This is a genomic window from Nocardioides jejuensis (assembly GCF_004337475.1).
In the GTDB taxonomy this organism is placed as follows: domain Bacteria; phylum Actinomycetota; class Actinomycetes; order Propionibacteriales; family Nocardioidaceae; genus Nocardioides; species Nocardioides jejuensis.
On record NZ_SJZJ01000017.1, the window covers coordinates 1 to 16,508 of the forward strand.

The 16,508-nt window shown below is 69.9% G+C and carries 17 protein-coding genes; 10 read left to right on the plus strand and 7 right to left on the minus strand.

Translation table 11 applies throughout. The features are described from left to right. The first annotated feature begins 88 nt into the window (after positions 1–88). A complete protein-coding gene (locus tag EPD65_RS10755; protein WP_131583996.1) occupies positions 89–1,405 on the plus strand; it encodes a M20/M25/M40 family metallo-hydrolase in 1,317 nt (438 codons plus the stop codon). 15 nt (positions 1,406–1,420) lie between these two features. Here EPD65_RS10755 and EPD65_RS10760 read toward each other — a convergent pair whose 3' ends face one another. The 3 genes from EPD65_RS10760 to EPD65_RS10770 all read right to left on the minus strand — a co-directional run bounded on the left by EPD65_RS10760 (position 1,421) and on the right by EPD65_RS10770 (position 2,922). Further along, positions 1,421–1,672 (minus strand): hypothetical protein, encoded by a 252-nt coding sequence (locus EPD65_RS10760; RefSeq protein ID WP_131583998.1) that lies wholly within the window; start codon positions 1,670–1,672, stop codon positions 1,421–1,423. A gap of 67 nt (positions 1,673–1,739) precedes the next feature. Continuing rightward, complete coding sequence (locus EPD65_RS10765; protein ID WP_131584000.1) at positions 1,740–1,973, minus strand: DUF5703 family protein; 234 nt, start codon at positions 1,971–1,973, stop codon at positions 1,740–1,742. A gap of 1 nt (position 1,974) precedes the next feature. After that, positions 1,975–2,922, minus strand: a complete 948-nt coding sequence (locus EPD65_RS10770; RefSeq protein WP_131584002.1) for an aldo/keto reductase — start codon at positions 2,920–2,922, stop codon at positions 1,975–1,977. A 71-nt stretch (positions 2,923–2,993) separates the two neighbouring features. On the opposite strand from EPD65_RS10770, the gene EPD65_RS10775 reads away from it, so the two are divergent. Together EPD65_RS10775 and EPD65_RS10780 are read left to right on the plus strand one after the other, a co-directional pair. Continuing rightward, positions 2,994–3,188, plus strand: coding sequence for a hypothetical protein (locus EPD65_RS10775; protein ID WP_131584004.1), 195 nt, complete (start codon positions 2,994–2,996; stop codon positions 3,186–3,188). Between the two features lie 13 nt (positions 3,189–3,201). After that, positions 3,202–4,029 carry an undecaprenyl-diphosphate phosphatase gene (locus EPD65_RS10780; protein ID WP_131584185.1) on the plus strand — a complete coding sequence of 276 codons (828 nt, stop codon included), beginning with the start codon at positions 3,202–3,204 and terminating at the stop codon, positions 4,027–4,029. 7 nt (positions 4,030–4,036) lie between these two features. Here EPD65_RS10780 and EPD65_RS10785 read toward each other — a convergent pair whose 3' ends face one another. Continuing rightward, positions 4,037–5,038 carry a magnesium and cobalt transport protein CorA gene (locus EPD65_RS10785; protein ID WP_131584006.1) on the minus strand — a complete coding sequence of 334 codons (1,002 nt, stop codon included), beginning with the start codon at positions 5,036–5,038 and terminating at the stop codon, positions 4,037–4,039. A gap of 23 nt (positions 5,039–5,061) precedes the next feature. Here EPD65_RS10785 and EPD65_RS10790 point away from each other — a divergent pair, with 23 nt between their 5' ends. Genes EPD65_RS10790 through mshC form a run of 4 tightly spaced genes read left to right on the plus strand, consistent with a single transcriptional unit; the run spans position 5,062 to position 8,316 of the window. Continuing rightward, entirely contained in the window at positions 5,062–5,763 is a 702-nt protein-coding gene (locus EPD65_RS10790; protein WP_131584008.1) for an MSMEG_4193 family putative phosphomutase, read from the plus strand. A 9-nt stretch (positions 5,764–5,772) separates the two neighbouring features. Further along, positions 5,773–6,336, plus strand: a complete 564-nt coding sequence (locus EPD65_RS10795) for a DUF3090 domain-containing protein (RefSeq protein ID WP_131584010.1) — start codon at positions 5,773–5,775, stop codon at positions 6,334–6,336. Further along, a complete protein-coding gene (locus EPD65_RS10800; protein ID WP_243640550.1) occupies positions 6,329–7,060 on the plus strand; it encodes an SCO1664 family protein in 732 nt (243 codons plus the stop codon). Before EPD65_RS10795 ends, EPD65_RS10800 begins: the two co-directional genes overlap by 8 nt. 29 nt (positions 7,061–7,089) lie before the next feature. Next, positions 7,090–8,316, plus strand: a complete 1,227-nt coding sequence (gene mshC, locus EPD65_RS10805; protein WP_131584014.1) for a cysteine--1-D-myo-inosityl 2-amino-2-deoxy-alpha-D-glucopyranoside ligase — start codon at positions 7,090–7,092, stop codon at positions 8,314–8,316. Between the two features lies 1 nt (position 8,317). Here the strand turns inward: mshC and EPD65_RS10810 are convergent, their stop codons facing one another. After that, positions 8,318–9,163, minus strand: a complete 846-nt coding sequence (locus EPD65_RS10810; protein WP_131584016.1) for a PAC2 family protein — start codon at positions 9,161–9,163, stop codon at positions 8,318–8,320. 121 nt (positions 9,164–9,284) lie between these two features. Here EPD65_RS10810 and metH point away from each other — a divergent pair, with 121 nt between their 5' ends. Next, positions 9,285–13,088, plus strand: a complete 3,804-nt coding sequence (gene metH, locus EPD65_RS10815; RefSeq protein WP_131584018.1) for a methionine synthase — start codon at positions 9,285–9,287, stop codon at positions 13,086–13,088. Here metH and EPD65_RS10820 read toward each other — a convergent pair whose 3' ends face one another. Both EPD65_RS10820 and EPD65_RS10825 read right to left on the minus strand, forming a co-directional pair. Further along, positions 13,089–14,351, minus strand: a complete 1,263-nt coding sequence (locus EPD65_RS10820; RefSeq protein ID WP_207891512.1) for an MFS transporter — start codon at positions 14,349–14,351, stop codon at positions 13,089–13,091. A gap of 118 nt (positions 14,352–14,469) precedes the next feature. Beyond that, positions 14,470–14,895, minus strand: coding sequence for an SRPBCC family protein (locus EPD65_RS10825; RefSeq protein WP_131584020.1), 426 nt, complete (start codon positions 14,893–14,895; stop codon positions 14,470–14,472). 134 nt (positions 14,896–15,029) lie between these two features. On the opposite strand from EPD65_RS10825, the gene EPD65_RS10830 reads away from it, so the two are divergent. Together EPD65_RS10830 and EPD65_RS10835 are read left to right on the plus strand one after the other, a co-directional pair. After that, positions 15,030–15,383 (plus strand): DUF5994 family protein, encoded by a 354-nt coding sequence (locus tag EPD65_RS10830; RefSeq protein WP_131584022.1) that lies wholly within the window; start codon positions 15,030–15,032, stop codon positions 15,381–15,383. A 5-nt stretch (positions 15,384–15,388) separates the two neighbouring features. Continuing rightward, positions 15,389–16,459, plus strand: coding sequence for an acyl-CoA desaturase (locus EPD65_RS10835; RefSeq protein WP_131584024.1), 1,071 nt, complete (start codon positions 15,389–15,391; stop codon positions 16,457–16,459). Positions 16,460–16,508 lie beyond the last annotated feature (49 nt).

Here is a 16,508-nt window from a genome sequence, read left to right on the forward strand (position 1 = left end):
ACAGTTTGGCCGGCTCTGACATTTCCGAAGTGTCAGCCCGAGCGAAACTGTCACGATCCGGCTTTCGCTGCCGTGTCAGGATGACGGCATGCCCGAGCAGACCCAGCCCCCGGCGTACGACCCGGCCGCAGAGGTCGTCGACATCTGTCGTGACCTGATCCGGATCGACTCCACCAACGACGGCACCGATCAAGGGCCGGGGGAGCGCAAGGCCGCCGAGCACGTCGCCGGCCTGCTCGACGAGGTCGGGATCGAGTCGACGCTGATCGAGTCCCGCCCCGGCCGTACGACGCTGGTCGCCCGCATCGGGTCGGGCGCCGGAGACCCGCTGCTGGTCCACGGCCACCTCGACGTCGTACCCGCTGCAGCCGACGACTGGTCGGTGCACCCGCTCAGCGGCGAGATCCAGGACGGCTACCTGTGGGGCCGGGGCGCGGTCGACATGAAGGACTTCGACGCGATGGCGCTCTCCGTCATCCGCGCCCGTGCGCGTGCCGGCCGGCTGCCTGACCGCCCGATCGTGCTCGCGCTGACGGCGGACGAGGAGGCAGGTGGCCACCTCGGGGCCCAGTGGCTGGTCGAGGAGCACCCGGATCTGGTGGCCGACTGCACAGAGGCCGTCGGCGAGGTGGGCGGATTCTCGACGACCGTCCGCGGTCAGCGGATGTACCTCATCGAGGCAGCCGAGAAGGGCATGGCCTGGATGCGGCTCACCGCCAAGGGCCGGGCCGGCCACGGCTCGATGATCAACCACGACAACGCGGTCACCACGCTCGCTGGTGCGGTTGCCCGGATCGGTTCCTACGACTGGCCCGTGCGCCTCACCCCGACGATGGAGGTGCTGCTCGCGTCGGTCGGAGCGCTGGCGGGTGTGCAGGCCACGCCGGACAACGCCGAGGCGCTGGTCGAGGAGTTCGGGGGAGCGGCGCGCATGCTCGGCGCGGTCATCCGCAACACCGCCAACCCGACGATGCTCGACGCCGGCTACAAGGTCAACGTCGTCCCCGGCGAGGCCACCGCGCACATCGACGGCCGGTTCCTTCCCGGCTACGAGGACGAGTTCTTCGCCACCGTGCACCAGCTGGCGGGACCTGACATCGCCTTCGACTTCGTCTCGCACCAGCAACCCTGGGAGACGTCGTACGACGGGGCGCTGGTGCGCGCGATGGAGCGGTCCCTGCTGGCCGAGGACCCCGAGGCACTCGTCGCGCCGTACCTGATGAGCGGCGGCACGGACGCCAAGCACTTCGGCAAGCTCGGGATGCGCTGCTACGGCTTCGCTCCGCTGAAGCTGCCGGCCGACCTGGACTTCACCGCGCTCTTCCACGGCGTCGACGAGCGGGTGCCCGTCGACGGGCTGGAGTTCGGAGCCCGGGTCTTCGACCGGTTCCTCGAGCAGGCCTGACCTGCACGGGGCCGCTCAGTTGTAGCGGTGGCTCTTGGCCGCGTGCCCACGCTCGCGCGTGCACGTGCGACCGCTCATGTTGCGGTGCCCGCAGGACTCCTCAGACGCCATGGGCGGAGCACTCGCCGGCTTCGCGGCCGCAGCGGGCGCGGCCCGCTTCGCTGGCTGCGCGGCGCCCGCAACAGGTCGGGGTGGCGTGCTCACCCGGGCGCTGTTGGCGGCATACCGCGCCTCTCGGAGGGCGCGCAGGGCATCGTTCTTGCTCATCGTCGGCTCACGGCAGTGACCCTAGGCCAGACCACCGACACCGCCCGCGCGCAGCGTGGCAGGAAGGTCAGATCGGCATGAAGTAGGTCTGCCGCTGCTGCCGGATGATCTTGCGGCGTACGACGATCCGGCGCACCCCGTCGTTGCCGATGCAGAGACGCGACAACTCCCAGCCGCCGGTCTCGGCGAGATCGACCAGGTAGCGCGTGACGAACGACCGACTGACGTCGCGCGGCAGGATGAACTGGTTGAACTCCCATTCGAGTCCGGGCCGGTGTGCCTTGCGCGCGGGTGCAGTCAATTCAGTCTCCTGAGACGTCGTCCAGTGCTTCGGTGATCGCGGGCGGGAGCTCGAGCTCGCCGATGCCGAGTGCGCCCTTGAGCTGGGCGGCGGTGCGGGCACCGACAAGAGGGGCGGCGACGCCGGGCCGGTCGCGCACCCAGACGAGCGCCACCTCGAGCGGCGTCCAGCCCAGGCCATCGGCGGCGCGGCACACGGCCTCGACGATGCGCTGCGAGCGCTCGTTGAGATAAACGCCGACGAAGCCGGCGAAGTGTGAGGACGCCGCGCGCGAGTCGGCAGGCGTGCCGGTGCGGTACTTGCCGGTCAGCACGCCACGACCCAGCGGCGACCAGGGCAGGATGCCGAGCCCGAGGGCCTGCGTCGCGGGCAGGATCTCCGCCTCGATCGAACGGTTGAGCAGGGAGTACTCGACCTGCGTCGAGGCGAGCGTCGCCCGTCCCGGCACGGCGCGCTGCCAGGTCGCGGCCTGCGCGGTCTGCCATCCGGTGTAGTTGGAGACACCGACGTACGACGCGCGGCCGGTCGTGACCGCGTAGTCGAGCGCCGAGAGCGTCTCCTCGAGCGGAGTCTCGTCCACCCAGGTGTGGACCTGCCACAGGTCGACGTGGTCGACACCGAGGCGGCGCAGCGAACCGTCGAGCTCGGCGATCAAACGACCGCGGGAGACGTTGGTCTCGCGCTCGCCGCGGCGGCGCGAGATGCCCGCCTTCGTGGCGATGACGACGTCGTCGCGGGCCACGGCGTCGCCGAGCAGCGAGCCGATCAGCTCCTCCGAGGCACCGTCGCCGTAGCCGGCAGCCGTGTCGAGCAGCGTGCCACCGGCGGCGACGAACGACGTGAGCTGCTCGCGCGCCTCGTACTCGTCGGTGTCACGGCCCCACGTGAGCGTGCCGAGGCCGAGGCTGGAGACCTGGAGCCCGGTGGAGCCCAACGTGCGCTGCTGCATGCGCAAACGGTATCCACAGGGACACACGCGCCCGCGCGCGCCACGCCGCCGTGCGCCGTACGGTCGGACGCATGGCGACGATGCGAGACCGGGCCGAGGCCGACGCGTGGGAGCGGCGCCGGCTGCTGCGGGCGTTCGTGGCAGCGGATCCGGCGCCGGCGCGGGGCGACGGACCCTCGATCTGGCGGTGCCTGCTCGGCAGCGTGGCGCTGGCGATCGTCGTCGTGGCGGGTGTCGTCATGGTTCCGTCATGGATCCACCCGTAGGCTCCCGCCCGTGCTGAACTACTTCGACGCGGTCATCCTCGGAATCGTCGAGGGACTCACCGAGTTCCTCCCGGTCTCCAGCACCGGACACCTGACGATTGCCGAGAAGGCGCTGGGCCTGCCCATCGACGACAAGGCCATCACGGCGTACACCGCGGTGATCCAGGTCGGTGCGATCGCAGCGGTCCTCGTCTACTTCTTCAAGGACATCGTCGCCATCGCGACGGGGTGGGTCGGCGGCATCGTCAACCCCGCCAAGCGGGGCACGCTCGACCACCGCATGGGCTGGTACATCATCGCCGGCTCGCTGCCGATCGCCGTGGTGGGCCTGGCTGCGAAGCCGCTGATCGAGGGGCCCCTCCGGTCGCTCTGGGTCGTCGGCGCGGCCCTCATCCTCTGGAGCGCGGTGATGTGGTTCGCCGAGCGTGGTGCGACGCAGGAGCGCGGCGAGAAGAAGGTGACGCTCAAGGACGCCCTGGTCATCGGAGCGATGCAGTGCGTGGCCCTGATCCCCGGTGTCTCGCGTTCGGGTGCCACGATCTCCGCCGGTCTGTTCCGCGGTCTCGACCGCGTCACCGCCACGCGCCTCAGCTTCTTCCTCGGCATCCCGGCGCTCGTCGCGGCCGGCGCGCTGGAGCTGCTCGACCCGAAGATCCGCGAGCTGGCGGCCGGCCCGATGATCGTCGGCACGCTCGTCGCCTTCGTGGTCGCCTACGCGTCCGTCGCGTGGCTGCTCAAGTTCGTCGCCGGGCACACGATCGTCTCGTTCGTGCCCTACCGCCTGGTGCTCGGCGTCGGCCTGCTGGCGCTGCTCGCCGGCGGCGTCATGTCCGCCACCTGAGCGGACGTCAGAGCCAGCCGGAGCGCTTGAACCGGCGGTACAGGTAGTACGACGTGCCGACCATGAGCAGCACTGCCATCGGGTAGCCGAAAAGCCAGTGCAGCTCCGGCATGTGGTCGAAGTTCATGCCATAGACGCCGGCGATCAGCGTCGGCAGCAGGATCAGCGCGGCGCCCGCCGAGATCTTGCGCATGTCCTCGTTCTGCTGGGCTGACACCTTGGCGAGCTGCAGCGAGATGCGCGCGGTCTGCGCTTCGAATGCCGAGGAGAGCAGCGAGTCCAGGGCGTCGATCGACTCGGCCACGCGTCCGAGGTGGTCGGCGACGTCGCGGAAGTACGGCGCCGCGTCCGGCGTCATGCCCGGCACCATGCCGGTGGCTGCGCGGTTCATCGGCTCCCTCAGCGGGAGTACGGCGCGGCGTACCTCCGCCAGCTCGCGCTTGAGGATGTAGATGCGCTCGGTCTCATCGGTCTCCTCGTCGGAGAAGACCGAGGTCTCGACCTCGTCGACGTCGATCTCCAGCTCCGCGGCGACCTTGAGGTACTCGTCGACCACGCGGTCGCACACGGCGTACGCAACCGCGGACGGGCCGTGGCTCAGGATCGAGGCGTGCTGCTCGAGCATCACCCGGGCGCTGTGCAGCTCCGCGCCCTGGCCGTGGCGGACCGTGACGACGAAGTCCGGGCCCGTGAACACGTTGATCTCGCCGGTCTCGACGGCGTCGGTCTCGTCGACGTACCAGAGCGTCTTGAGGACCATGAAGAGTGAGTGGGGGTAGCGCTCCAGCTTCGGACGCTGGTGGGCCAGCAGCGCATCCTCGACGGCGAGCGGATGCAGGTCGAAGATCGCGGCGACGCGTGCCAGCTCGTCCTTCGTCGGCTCGTGCAGGCCCACCCACACGAACTCGTTGGCCGCATCGCACTGGTCGCGCAGGGCCGTGAGGTCATCGAGCGACCGGTCCAGCGGGACACGGACACCGTCGCGGTAGAGGGCGCTGTCGACGATCACGGGCTGAGCGTACGCTCGCCGGCATGGCAACGGTGATCCTCGTGCGACACGGACGGAGCACGGCGAACACCTCAGGAGTTCTGGCCGGCCGGACCCCCGGCGTGGACCTCGACGACGTGGGCCGCGCACAGGCGGACGCGGTCGCCCAGCGCATCGCGGACGCGCACCCGGTCTCTCTCAGGGTCAGCCCGCTGGACCGGTGCGTCCAGACGGCCGCGCCCATCGCCGCAGCGACCGGTCTCGAGGTCACGATCGAGGAAGCGCTCCAGGAGGTCGGGTACGGCGCCTGGCAGGGCCGAGCAATCACCGAGCTGCTCCACGAGCCGCTGTGGAAGACGGTCCAGGCGACGCCGTCGGTGGCCACGTTCCCGGACGGCGAGTGCCTCGGCGACATGGCAGAACGCATCGCCACCGCGCTGCGCACGCACGACGCCGGGGTCGAGGCGGAGCACGGCACGGGTGCCGTCTGGGTGGCCGTGAGCCACGGCGACCCGATCAAGGCGGCGCTCGCGGACGCGCTCGGCCTGCCCTTCGACCACTTCCAGCGCATTCACGTGGACCCGGGGTCGGTCTCGATCATCCGCTACGGCAGCGTGCGCCCGACGGTTCTGGCGATGAACACCCACGCCGGCGACCTGGCCTGGCTCCGCGCTCCGGTCGCCCACCCGGACGACGCCGAGGTCGGCGGAGGAGCGGGGCCCACCGCGCAGACCGCCGGGTCCTAGGCTGGCGCCATGGATCCGGTGATGCACTCGTTCGACCCGCCCGAGCGGTTCGTGGCGGGCACGGTCGGCGCGCCCGGACAGCGCACGTTCTTCCTCCAGGCCCGCGCGGGGCGCAACGTCGTGAGCGTGGCCCTGGAGAAGCAGCAGGTGACAGTGCTGGCGCAGCGCATCGACGAGCTGCTCGACGACCTCATGCAGCAGGGCGGCACCACGGGCCTGATCCCTGCGGTGGCACCGCTGGACCTCGCTGACGACGGCCCCCTGGAGCAGCCGATCGACGAGCAGTTCCGTGCAGGCACCATGACCTTGTCGTGGGACACCCCGGACGAACGGATCGTGATCGAGGTCTACCCGATCGACACGGCTCCCGAAGACGTCCCGGACGCGACGGAGGAGCCCGCGGTAGGGGAGGTGCTCGTCGTACGCCTGACGGCCGCGTCGGCGCGTGCGTTCGTGGCCCGCGCCCAGAAGGTGGTGGGCGCCGGACGCCCCGACTGCCCGTTCTGCGGTGAGCCGATCGACCCGTCGGGGCACCTCTGCGTCCGTGCCAACGGCTTCAAGCGACGTGGCTGAACTGATCCTCGAGGGCCGGCTCACCACCGCCTCCAATGCGACGTTCCTGGGTCGCCTCGACGACCTGCAGGTCGTCTACAAGCCGATCGCGGGGGAGCGACCGCTGTGGGACTTCCCCCAGGGCCACCTCGCCCACCGCGAGCTCGCGACGTACGCCGTCTCCGAGGCGCTCGGCTGGCACGTCGTGCCCCGCACCTGGCTCGGCGACGGTCCACACGGTCCCGGCATGGTCCAGGAATGGATCGAGGAGGACGCGTACGCCGCGGTCGACGTCGTGCTGCCGGGCGAGCAGCAGCCCGGCCAGGTGGTCGTCCTCGAAGCGCGTGACGAGACCGGTCGGCCGGTGCTGCTCGTGCACGAGGAGTCCGCGGCCCTGCGCCGGATCGCGCTCCTCGACGTCCTGGTCAACAACGCCGATCGCAAGGGCGGGCACGTCCTGAGCCGCGGTGACGCGCGGTTCGGCATCGACCACGGCGTCACGTTCCACACCGATCCGAAGCTGCGCACCGTGCTCTGGGGGTGGATCGGCGACCCGCTCACCGTCGATGAGACCGCCGCGATCGAGCAGGTCCTCCACGACGGCGCTCTCCATGACAGCCTCCGCGCGCTGGTGGCCGACGCCGAGGTCGAGGCCTTCCTCGCCCGCGCAGCCACGCTCCTCACCGCCGGTGCGTTCCCTGCACCAACCGGCGACTGGCCGGCCATCCCGTGGCCTGCGCTGTGAGCGTCACACCGACCGTCTAGAGTTCCAGCATGCGCGCCTGGTCTGCTCCCGAGATCGCCCCTCTGCAGGTCAAGGGACCCGTCGTCCGGGTCCACGACACCGCCACGGGCGGTCTGGTCGAGACCAGCCCCGCCGCTGGCGGCGCCCGCATGTACGTCTGTGGCATCACGCCGTACGACGCCACGCACATGGGCCACGCCGCGACGTACATCGGCATGGACCTGCTCAACCGCGCCTGGCGCAACGCGGGCCACGCGGTCACCTTCGTGCAGAACGTCACCGACGTCGACGACCCGCTCCTCGAGCGCGCCGAGAAGGTCAACGTCGCCTGGGAGGAGCTCGCCCTCCGCGAGACCCAGCTCTTCCGCGAGGACATGGAGGCGCTGCGCGTCCTCCCGCCGGACCACTACGTCGGCGCGGTCGAGTCGATCCCGCTGGTCATCGCGCTCATCCAGAAGCTCCAGGCCGCGGGCGTCGTCTACGACGTCGAGGGCGACCTCTACTTCGAGGTGGCCTCGGACAAGGCCTTCGGCGACGTCTCGGGCCTCGACCGCGAGCAGATGCTGGCGATCTTCGGCGAGCGCGGGGGTGACCCCGAGCGGCCCGGCAAGAAGGACCCGCTCGACTGCGTCCTGTGGCGCGCCGAGCGCGAGGGCGAGCCGAGCTGGGAGAGCCCGTTCGGCAAGGGTCGCCCCGGCTGGCACATCGAGTGCACCGCGATTGCCCTGGAGCACCTGGGCAACGGCTTCGACGTCCAGGCCGGCGGCAGCGACCTCTCGTTCCCGCACCACGAGATGTGCGCCGGCGAGGCGCAGGTGGCCGAGGGTGAGAGGTTCGCGCACGCCTACGTGCACGCGGGCATGGTGGCGTACGACGGCGAGAAGATGTCGAAGTCCAAGGGCAACCTGGTCTTCGTCAACGAGCTCCGCCGCAGCGAGGTCGACCCGGCCGCGATCCGGCTCAGCCTCCTGCAGCACCACTACCGCGAGGACTGGGAGTGGACCGCACAGAACCTCTGGACGGCCGAGGACACCCTCGACCGGTGGCGTGAGGCGCTGCGTCACGGCGTCGGCGCTCCGGCCGGTCCGGTTGTCGAGCAGGTCCTCGCTGCGCTGGCGACCGACCTCGATGCTCCTGCCGCGGTGGCAGCCGTCGACGCCTGGGCCGTCGCCACGACCGGCGGCGACCACAAGGACATCTACGCGGCCGACCAGATCCGCGCCGTCCTCGACGCCGGCCTGGGCCTCAAGGTCTGACCTATTCGTTGTTGCGGCGCTTGAGGTAACGCTCGAACTCGCGCGCGATCGCCTCACCCGACGCCTCGGGCAGGTCCGCGGTGTCGCGCGTCTCCTCCAGCGCCCGGACGTAGTCGCCGATCTCCTCTTCCTCCTCGGCGAGCTCGTCGACGCCACGCTCCCACGCGCGTGCGTCCTCGGGGAGGTCGGCCAGCGGGATCGCACATCCAAGCAGGTTCTCGAGCTCGTGCACGAGGGCCAGCGTGGCCTTGGGACACGGAGGCTGGGCGACGTAGTGGGGGACAGCCACCCAGTACGAGACCGCCGGGATGTCGAGCTTGCCGCACGCGTCCTGGAAGACGCCGACGATCCCGGTCGGCCCCTCGTACGACGACTGCTCGACACGCAGCCGGTCCACCAGCTCGGGCTCGGTCGCGGAGCCCGTCACCGGCAGCGGCCGCGTGTGGGGCGTGTCCGCCAGCAGCGCAGCAAGCGTGATCACGAGCGAGGCGCCGAGCTCGTCGCAGGTGGCGAGCACCTCGGCGCAGAACTGGCGCCAGCGCATGTTGGGCTCGAGACCGCGGATCAGGATGACGTCGCGGTCGAGGCCCGGGGGAGAGGCGATCGCGATCTGCGTCGTCGGCCAGACGATGTGCCGGTGCCCGTCAGGCCCCGACTCGATGTTGGGCCGGTTCATCTGGAAGTCGTAGAAGTCCTCCGGGTCGAGTGCGCCGACCACCTCGGCGTTCCACACGTCCATGAGGTGATCGACGACGGACGACGCGCTGTCGGCGGCGTCGTTCCACCCCTCAAAGGCAGCAATCACCACGGGGTCGACCAGGTCTCGGACGTCTGCGATCTCGATCACCCTGCCAGCCTATAGAGTTGTCCTCGGCCGAGAGGCGTTGCAACGGGACCCGTCGTGAGGACGCGCCCGCCACGCTCGGCTTGAACACCCAAGGACGCCTTCCAGATCTGGAAGGGAACCCGTGTCGAACCCCACGCCGAACATCCGCCCCGACGCCACCGCGGAGCTGACCGCTCTGCTCGGCGAGCGCATCCTCGTCATCGACGGCGCCATGGGCACGATGATCCAGCGGCACACGCCCGGCGAGGCGGAGTACCGCGGCGAGCGTTTCAAGGACTTCCACCTCGACGTCAAGGGCAACTCCGACCTGCTCGTGCTGACGCAGCCGGACATGATCCGCGGCATCCACGAGGAGTACCTCGCGGCCGGCTCGGACATCGTCGAGACCAACACCTTCGGCGCGACCACGATCGCCCAGGCCGACTTCGAGATGGAGTCGCTCGCCTACGAGATGAACGTCGCGGGAGCGCGCCTCGCGCGCGAGGCGTGCGACAAGTTCGCCACGGCGGAGCGTCCGCGCTACGTCGCCGGCGCCCTCGGCCCCACGCCGAAGACGGCCAGCATCTCGCCGGACGTCAACGACCCGGGTGCCCGCAACGTCTCCTACGACCAGCTGGTCGCGGCGTACCTCGAGCAGGCCAACGGCCTCGTCGACGGCGGCGCGGACATCCTCCTGATCGAGACGATCTTCGACACCCTCAACGCGAAGGCGGCGATCTTCGCCGTCGAGACGCTCTTCGAGGAGCGCGGACGCCGCTGGCCGGTCATCCTGTCCGGCACCATCACCGACGCCTCCGGTCGCACCCTGTCGGGTCAGACCACCGAGGCCTTCTGGAACGCCGTTCGCCACGTCAAGCCGCTGGCGATCGGCCTCAACTGCGCGCTCGGCGCCTCCGAGATGCGCCAGTACGTCGCCGAGCTCTCGCGCCTCGCCGACTGCTTCGTCTCCTGCTACCCGAACGCCGGCCTGCCCAACGCCTTCGGTGAGTACGACGAGACCGCCCAGCAGATGGCTGCGGTCGTGAAGGAGTTCGCCGAGTCGAAGCTGATCAACATCCTGGGTGGCTGCTGCGGCACGACCCCGGAGCACATCGGTGAGATGAGCAAGGCCGTCGAGGGCCTCACGCCGCGTGTGCCGTCGGCCATCGAGCCCGCCATGCGCCTGTCGGGCCTGGAGCCGCTCAACATCACCAAGGACTCGCTCTTCGTCAACGTCGGTGAGCGCACCAACATCACCGGCTCCGCGCGCTTCCGGAACCTGATCAAGGACGGCGACTACGACACCGCGCTCCAGGTCGCCGCGCAGCAGGTCGAGGCCGGCGCCCAGGTCATCGACGTCAACATGGACGAGGGCATGATCGACGGCGTCGCCGCGATGGATCGCTTCCTCAAGCTCGTCGCCTCGGAGCCCGACATCAGCCGGGTGCCGATCATGGTCGACTCCTCTAAGTGGGAGGTCATCGAGGCCGGCCTCAAGTGCGTCCAGGGCAAGGCGATCGTCAACTCGATCTCCATGAAGGCTGGCGAGCAGGAGTTCCGCGAGCAGGCCCGCCTGTGCCGCAAGTACGGCGCGGCGGTGGTCGTCATGGCCTTCGACGAGGACGGCCAGGCCGACAACCTCGAGCGGCGCAAGGAGATCTGCGGTCGGGCGTACAAGATCCTGGTCGAGGAGGAGGGCTTCCCGGCCGAGGACATCATCTTCGACCCGAACGTCTTCGCCGTCGCCACGGGCATCGAGGAGCACGCCACCTACGGCGTGGACTTCATCGAGGGCGCGCGCTGGATCACCGAGAACCTTCCCGGGGCCCAGATCTCCGGCGGCATCTCGAACGTCTCGTTCTCCTTCCGCGGCAACAACCCGGTGCGTGAGGCGATCCACGCGGTCTTCCTCTTCCACGCCATCAAGGCGGGGCTGTCGATGGGCATCGTCAACGCCGGCGCCCTGGTCACCTACGACTCGATCGACCCCGAGCTTCGTGACGCGATCGAGGACGTCGTCCTCAACCGCGTCGAGGACACCCAGGCGGCCACCGAGCGCCTGCTCGAGCTGGCCGAGGCCCACCGCGGCACCGGTGAGCAGGCCGAGGCAGCCGCCGAGGAGTGGCGCTCCCTGCCGGTCCGCGAGCGGATCACCCACGCGCTGGTGAAGGGTCTCGACCTGCACGTCGAGGCCGACACCGAAGAGCTGCGCGCCGAGATCGAGCAGGCCGGCGGCCGCCCGATCGAGGTCATCGAGGGCCCGCTGATGGACGGCATGAACGTCGTCGGCGACCTCTTCGGTGCCGGCAAGATGTTCCTTCCGCAGGTCGTGAAGTCGGCCCGCGTCATGAAGAAGGCCGTCGCGTACCTGATCCCCTTCATCGAGGAGGAGAAGGCGAAGTCGGGCAACACCGGCAAGGACACCAACGGCACGATCGTCATGGCGACGGTGAAGGGCGACGTCCACGACATCGGCAAGAACATCGTCGGGGTCGTGCTGCAGTGCAACAACTTCGAGGTCATCGACCTCGGCGTGATGGTGCCGGTGCAGAAGATCCTCGACGCCGCCAAGGAGCACGACGCCGACATCATCGGTCTCTCCGGCCTGATCACGCCGTCGCTCGACGAGATGGTCACCGTCGCGACCGAGATGCAGCGCCAGGGCTTCGACATCCCGCTGCTGATCGGTGGCGCGACCACCTCGCGTGCCCACACGGCGGTCAAGGTCGACAAGAAGTACGACGGCGCCGTGGTCTGGGTGAAGGACGCCTCCCGCTCCGTGCCCGTCGCCGCGACGCTGCTCAACGACGACCTGCGTCCGAAGTTCATGGACGAGATCCAGGCCGACTACGACGCGCTGCGTGAGCGCCACGCGTCGAAGAACGACCGTCCGATGGTGACCCTCGAGGCCGCTCGCGCCAACGCGCCGGAGCTCGACTGGTCGGCGTACCACCCGCCGCGGCCGCACATGCTGGTGCAGCAGAGCCACGACGTCGGTCAGGTGGCGGGACTCGCTGTCAGCGGCCGGGGCGAGACGCAGTACGTGAAGACGTTCAAGGACTACTCCCTCACGGAGCTGCGCAAGTACATCGACTGGCAGCCGTTCTTCAACGCCTGGGAGATGAAGGGTTCGTTCCCCGACATCCTCAACAACCCGGCGTCGGGCCCGGCCGCCCGCAAGCTGTACGACGACGCGCAGGCGATGCTCGACCAGCTGATCGAGGAGAAGTGGCTCAGCGCCTCCGGCGTGATCGGGCTCTTCCCGGCCAATGCCATCGGTGACGACATCGAGCTCTACACCGACGACACCCGGACCGAGGTCCGCACGGTGCTGCACCACTTGCGCCAGCAGGGTGAGCACCGCGAGGGCATCGCCAACAAGGCGCTGTCCGACTTCGTCGCCCCGAAGACGACCGGCCTCAAGGACTACGTCGGTGCCTTCGCCGTCACGGCGGGCCTCGGCTCGGTGGCGAAGGTGAAGGAGTTCAAGGACGCGCTCGACGACTACAACGCGATCCTGCTCGAGTCGCTCGCCGACCGTCTCGCCGAGGCGTTCGCCGAGCGGATGCACGAGCGGGTCCGCAAGGAGTTCTGGGGCTACGCGCCCGACGAGCACCTCGACAACGTCGGCCTGATCAAGGAGCAGTACGCCGGCATCCGTCCGGCTCCCGGCTACCCGGCGTGCCCCGAGCACACCGAGAAGCAGACGCTGTGGGACCTCCTCGATGTCGAGGAGTCCACGGGGATCGAGCTGACCGAGTCGATGGCCATGTGGCCGGGCGCGTCTGTCTCGGGCTTCTACTTCAGCCACCCGGACGCGCAGTACTTCGTCGTCGGTCGCCTCGGGCGCGACCAGGTCGCCGACTACGCCGAGCGCAAGGGCTGGACGCTCGCCGAGGCCGAGCGCTGGCTCTCCGCCAACCTCGCCTACGACCCGGAAGACTGATCAGGACCGATCAACGCTGGACGCCCCGGTCGACTCGTACGAGTCCGCCGGGGCGTTCGCGCGTCGTGACAGCGCGATCAGCGGGACCGCGACGGCGGAGATCGCCGCCGACACGAGGTACGACGCGGCGTACCCGCGGACGTCGGCGACCCGACCCAGCGCGGGCTGCGCCCAGACCCCGCCCGCCGAGCTCATCAGCGAGTCGGCGGAGAGCAGCGTTGCGCGCTGCTTCGACGGGATCAGCCCGTTGAGGTAGCTCTGGCGCACCGGCGTGAACGCCGCGAAGGTCAGGCCCCACAGGCCCGTCAGCGCCAGGACCGCGCCGAAGGAGTCGACGGACCCGATCGCGACCATCGCCGCGGCGGCGATGGCCGAGATCGCCATGAGCGCGGACGTACGGCGCCGGGCAATCCGGCGTACCTGTCCTGCGGCCATGCCGCCGACCATCTGTGCCAGGGCGACGGCAGCTGCGACGAGGCCGGCGATCTGGTAGGCGTGCGGGTCGCCGTACAGCTCGAGCAGGTAGGGCTGGAGCGCGTAGAACGCGTAGAGCCCGACGCCGCCCGTCACGAGCGCCTGCACCATCAGCCAGCGGATCGGCGGGACCTTCCACCCGAGATCGATGGTCTGGCGCGCGAGCCGGGCCATCTCCTGGCCGGTGCTGCCGTGCCGCTCGGGAGTGAAGCCGAGGTCGCGCATGACGACGGCGGCAAAGCCGAACATCAGCACCAGCACCCCTGCGCGGAGCAGATAGGGAACACCCACGCTGGAGTGCTGGGCGATCCAGCCACCGGCGACCGAGCCGACCAGCATGCCGGCCCCGGAGACGATCTGGCCGCGCCCGAAGACGCTGTCCAGCGATCCCTGGAAGCCGGTGCTCGTGAGCGCGTCGACGAGCCAGGCCTCGACGGCTCCCGAGAAGAACGTGAAGCCGAGACCGATCAGCACCGACGCCGCCAGCCACAGCCAGAACGGTCCGTGCACCTGCCACAGGCCGACGTAGAAGAGCGTGGACACGGCCAGCGTCACCGTCCCCAGGAGGTACGACGCGCGGCGGCCGACCGTGTCCGCGACGATGCCGGTCGGGATCTCGAAGAGCACCATGCCGGCCGTGAAGGCAGCGTTCGCGGCGAAGGCCTCGAAGTTCGACAGCCCGGCGTCGAGCAGGAAGATCGTGTTGATGCCCCAGATCAGCGAGGCCGCCAGCGTGTTGCCCAGCATGAGGAACAGGTAGATGCGCTGGACCGAGCGTGGGGTCGTCACGCTTCTCACGCTAGCGGCCCGTGGCCGCCCGGGTGCGGGCGCTTGCGATACCGATCAGTAGCGCCCCTATCCGGGGCGGAGAAGGGCCGTACTGATCGGTATCGCTAGGGCGACGGGGTCAGGCAGCGCGCTTCAGGCGACGGACGTAGGCCTGGAGCAGACCGAGCGAGAGGGCCTTCAGCGCCTTCTGCTCGACGAACGGCACGCGCTGGCGGGCCGTGAGGGTCCAGGTGATCAGGGTGCCGGCCTCGGTCGCGACGAGCGTGACCTCGCCCGCGTAGTCCGCGAACGGGACGCCGCCGAGCGCCTTGTAGCCGAGGCGACCGGGCGCGTCGAACGCCGTGATCTCCTCGACGATGGCCGGAGCCGGACCGGGGGCGGTGATCTTGCGGACCGCACCGACGCCGTTCGGCTCCGTGGTGCCCGGCTTGGTGACGACCGCGGTGACGCCCGGGCCCCAGTCGGTCATGCCGGCGTGGTCGGAGAGGATCCGCCAGGCCTCGTCGATGTTGACGCGGACGATGGCCTTGCTCGAGGCGCGCATGCGCTTGTTCCTTCCAACGGGGACGTGTCGGCCTCATTGTGCCTTGGGGACCGACCTAGGCTGGACGTAGACCTGCACGCGCCACCTCCCGCCGGTTGGCGGCGTCGCAGCACCCCCGTGAGGCGGTGGCAATCATGGCCACTGACAACATCTCCCGACTCACCCTGCGCGACCGCGTCGAGCCGTCGCTGCGCGACGGTGACTGGTGGCCCGAGAGCCGGGTGCTCGAGGACGAGCTGAGTCATCTCTTCGCCCTCTGGCCACCCTCCGCCGGGGAAATCACCCGCGTCCTCTACTCGCCGCCGGACTGGGACGACCACCCGCGTTCGGCACCCGTGCCCGGACGGCGGGTCAAGACGGGTTCCTTCCCCCGCGACGACACCCATCAGCTGGTCCTGGTCATGCGGACTGGACGACGCCTGGCGATCGGCGTGATCCCACCAGGTACCGCTGCCGGAGAGGCTGCGGAACTGCTCGCCGCGAGGTGACGGCCATGTCCTCCGACAAGCTCCTCGGACTGCCTACAACGGCAGGGGAGGACCGACCCTCGGTGACCGGCCACTACCAGGGCGGGTACGGCGATCTGGCCCGCCGCGTGCGGGCGGCCGGGCTGATGCAGCGCCGCCCGGCGGCGTTCGTCCGGCACCTCACGGTCCTGGTCGCCGCAACCGTCGCAGTCGTCGTCCTGATGGCGACGCATCGCGACGCCTGGTGGCTGCTCGCGATGGCACCGCTGATGGCGGTGCTCGCCACCCGCACCAGCTTCCTCGGCCACGACGTGGGCCACCTCCAGATCACCCGGAACACCACAGCCAGCCGTCGCCTCGGCCTGCTGACGGGCAACCTGCTCAGCGGCCTCGGCTACGGCTGGTGGGTGCCGAAGCACAACGCCCACCATGCGCACCCGAACGACCTCGGCACCGACCCCGATGTGCGACCCGGCGCGCTGATCTGGGATCCGGTGCAGGCCACCGGGCGGCGCGGAGCGATGGCGTGGTGGACCCGGCACCAGGCGCTCCTCTTCTTCCCGCTGCTCGTCTTCGAGGCCATCAACCTCCACGTCGCCAGCATCCGTTCCCTGTTCAGCCGGGGCCTCCGCGGACGGACCGGCGAGGCAGCGATGCTGGCCCTGCACTTCGCCGGCTACACGACGCTCCTGGTGCTGACGCTGACCTGGCCCCAGGCGGTGGCGTTCGTGGTCATCCAGAAAGGCCTCCAGGGTCTCTACCTGGGCTGCTCGTTCGCCCCGGGACACAAGGGCATGCCGGTCCTCGACGCAGACACTGCACGCGATCCGCTCCTGCGCCAGGTGCTGACCTCCCGCAACGTGCGCGGTGGCCCGGTTACGGACGCCGTCCTCGGCGGCCTGAACTACCAGATCGAGCACCACCTGTTCCCGAGCATGCCCCGCGCCAACCTGCGCCGCGCTCAACCCCTGGTACGGGCGTTCTGCGCGGAGCACGAGATCCCGTACCTCGAGTATCGGGCGTTCGCCTCGTACGCCGCAGGGTTGCGGCACCTGCGCCGGGTCGGCGCGACCGCAGGCGAGCCCGTGCGCGGGTAACGCCGATAGGCTTCCCGAACGCGTCGGTCCTCGCCCAGAGCCTCGGAGG

Excerpts from the sequence above, each read along its gene's own strand:
- EPD65_RS10755 (WP_131583996.1), top strand. The coding sequence starts at position 89 with ATGCCCGAGCAGACCCAGCCCCCGGCGTACGACCCGGCCGCAGAGGTC.
- EPD65_RS10760 (WP_131583998.1), bottom strand. The coding sequence starts at position 1,672 with ATGAGCAAGAACGATGCCCTGCGCGCCCTCCGAGAGGCGCGGTATGCC.
- EPD65_RS10770 (WP_131584002.1), bottom strand. The coding sequence starts at position 2,922 with ATGCAGCAGCGCACGTTGGGCTCCACCGGGCTCCAGGTCTCCAGCCTC.
- EPD65_RS10775 (WP_131584004.1), top strand. The coding sequence starts at position 2,994 with ATGGCGACGATGCGAGACCGGGCCGAGGCCGACGCGTGGGAGCGGCGC.
- EPD65_RS10790 (WP_131584008.1), top strand. The coding sequence starts at position 5,062 with ATGGCAACGGTGATCCTCGTGCGACACGGACGGAGCACGGCGAACACC.
- EPD65_RS10795 (WP_131584010.1), top strand. The coding sequence starts at position 5,773 with ATGGATCCGGTGATGCACTCGTTCGACCCGCCCGAGCGGTTCGTGGCG.
- mshC (WP_131584014.1), top strand. The coding sequence starts at position 7,090 with ATGCGCGCCTGGTCTGCTCCCGAGATCGCCCCTCTGCAGGTCAAGGGA.
- EPD65_RS10825 (WP_131584020.1), bottom strand. The coding sequence starts at position 14,895 with ATGCGCGCCTCGAGCAAGGCCATCGTCCGCGTCAACATCGACGAGGCC.
- EPD65_RS10830 (WP_131584022.1), top strand. The coding sequence starts at position 15,030 with ATGGCCACTGACAACATCTCCCGACTCACCCTGCGCGACCGCGTCGAG.
- EPD65_RS10835 (WP_131584024.1), top strand. The coding sequence starts at position 15,389 with ATGTCCTCCGACAAGCTCCTCGGACTGCCTACAACGGCAGGGGAGGAC.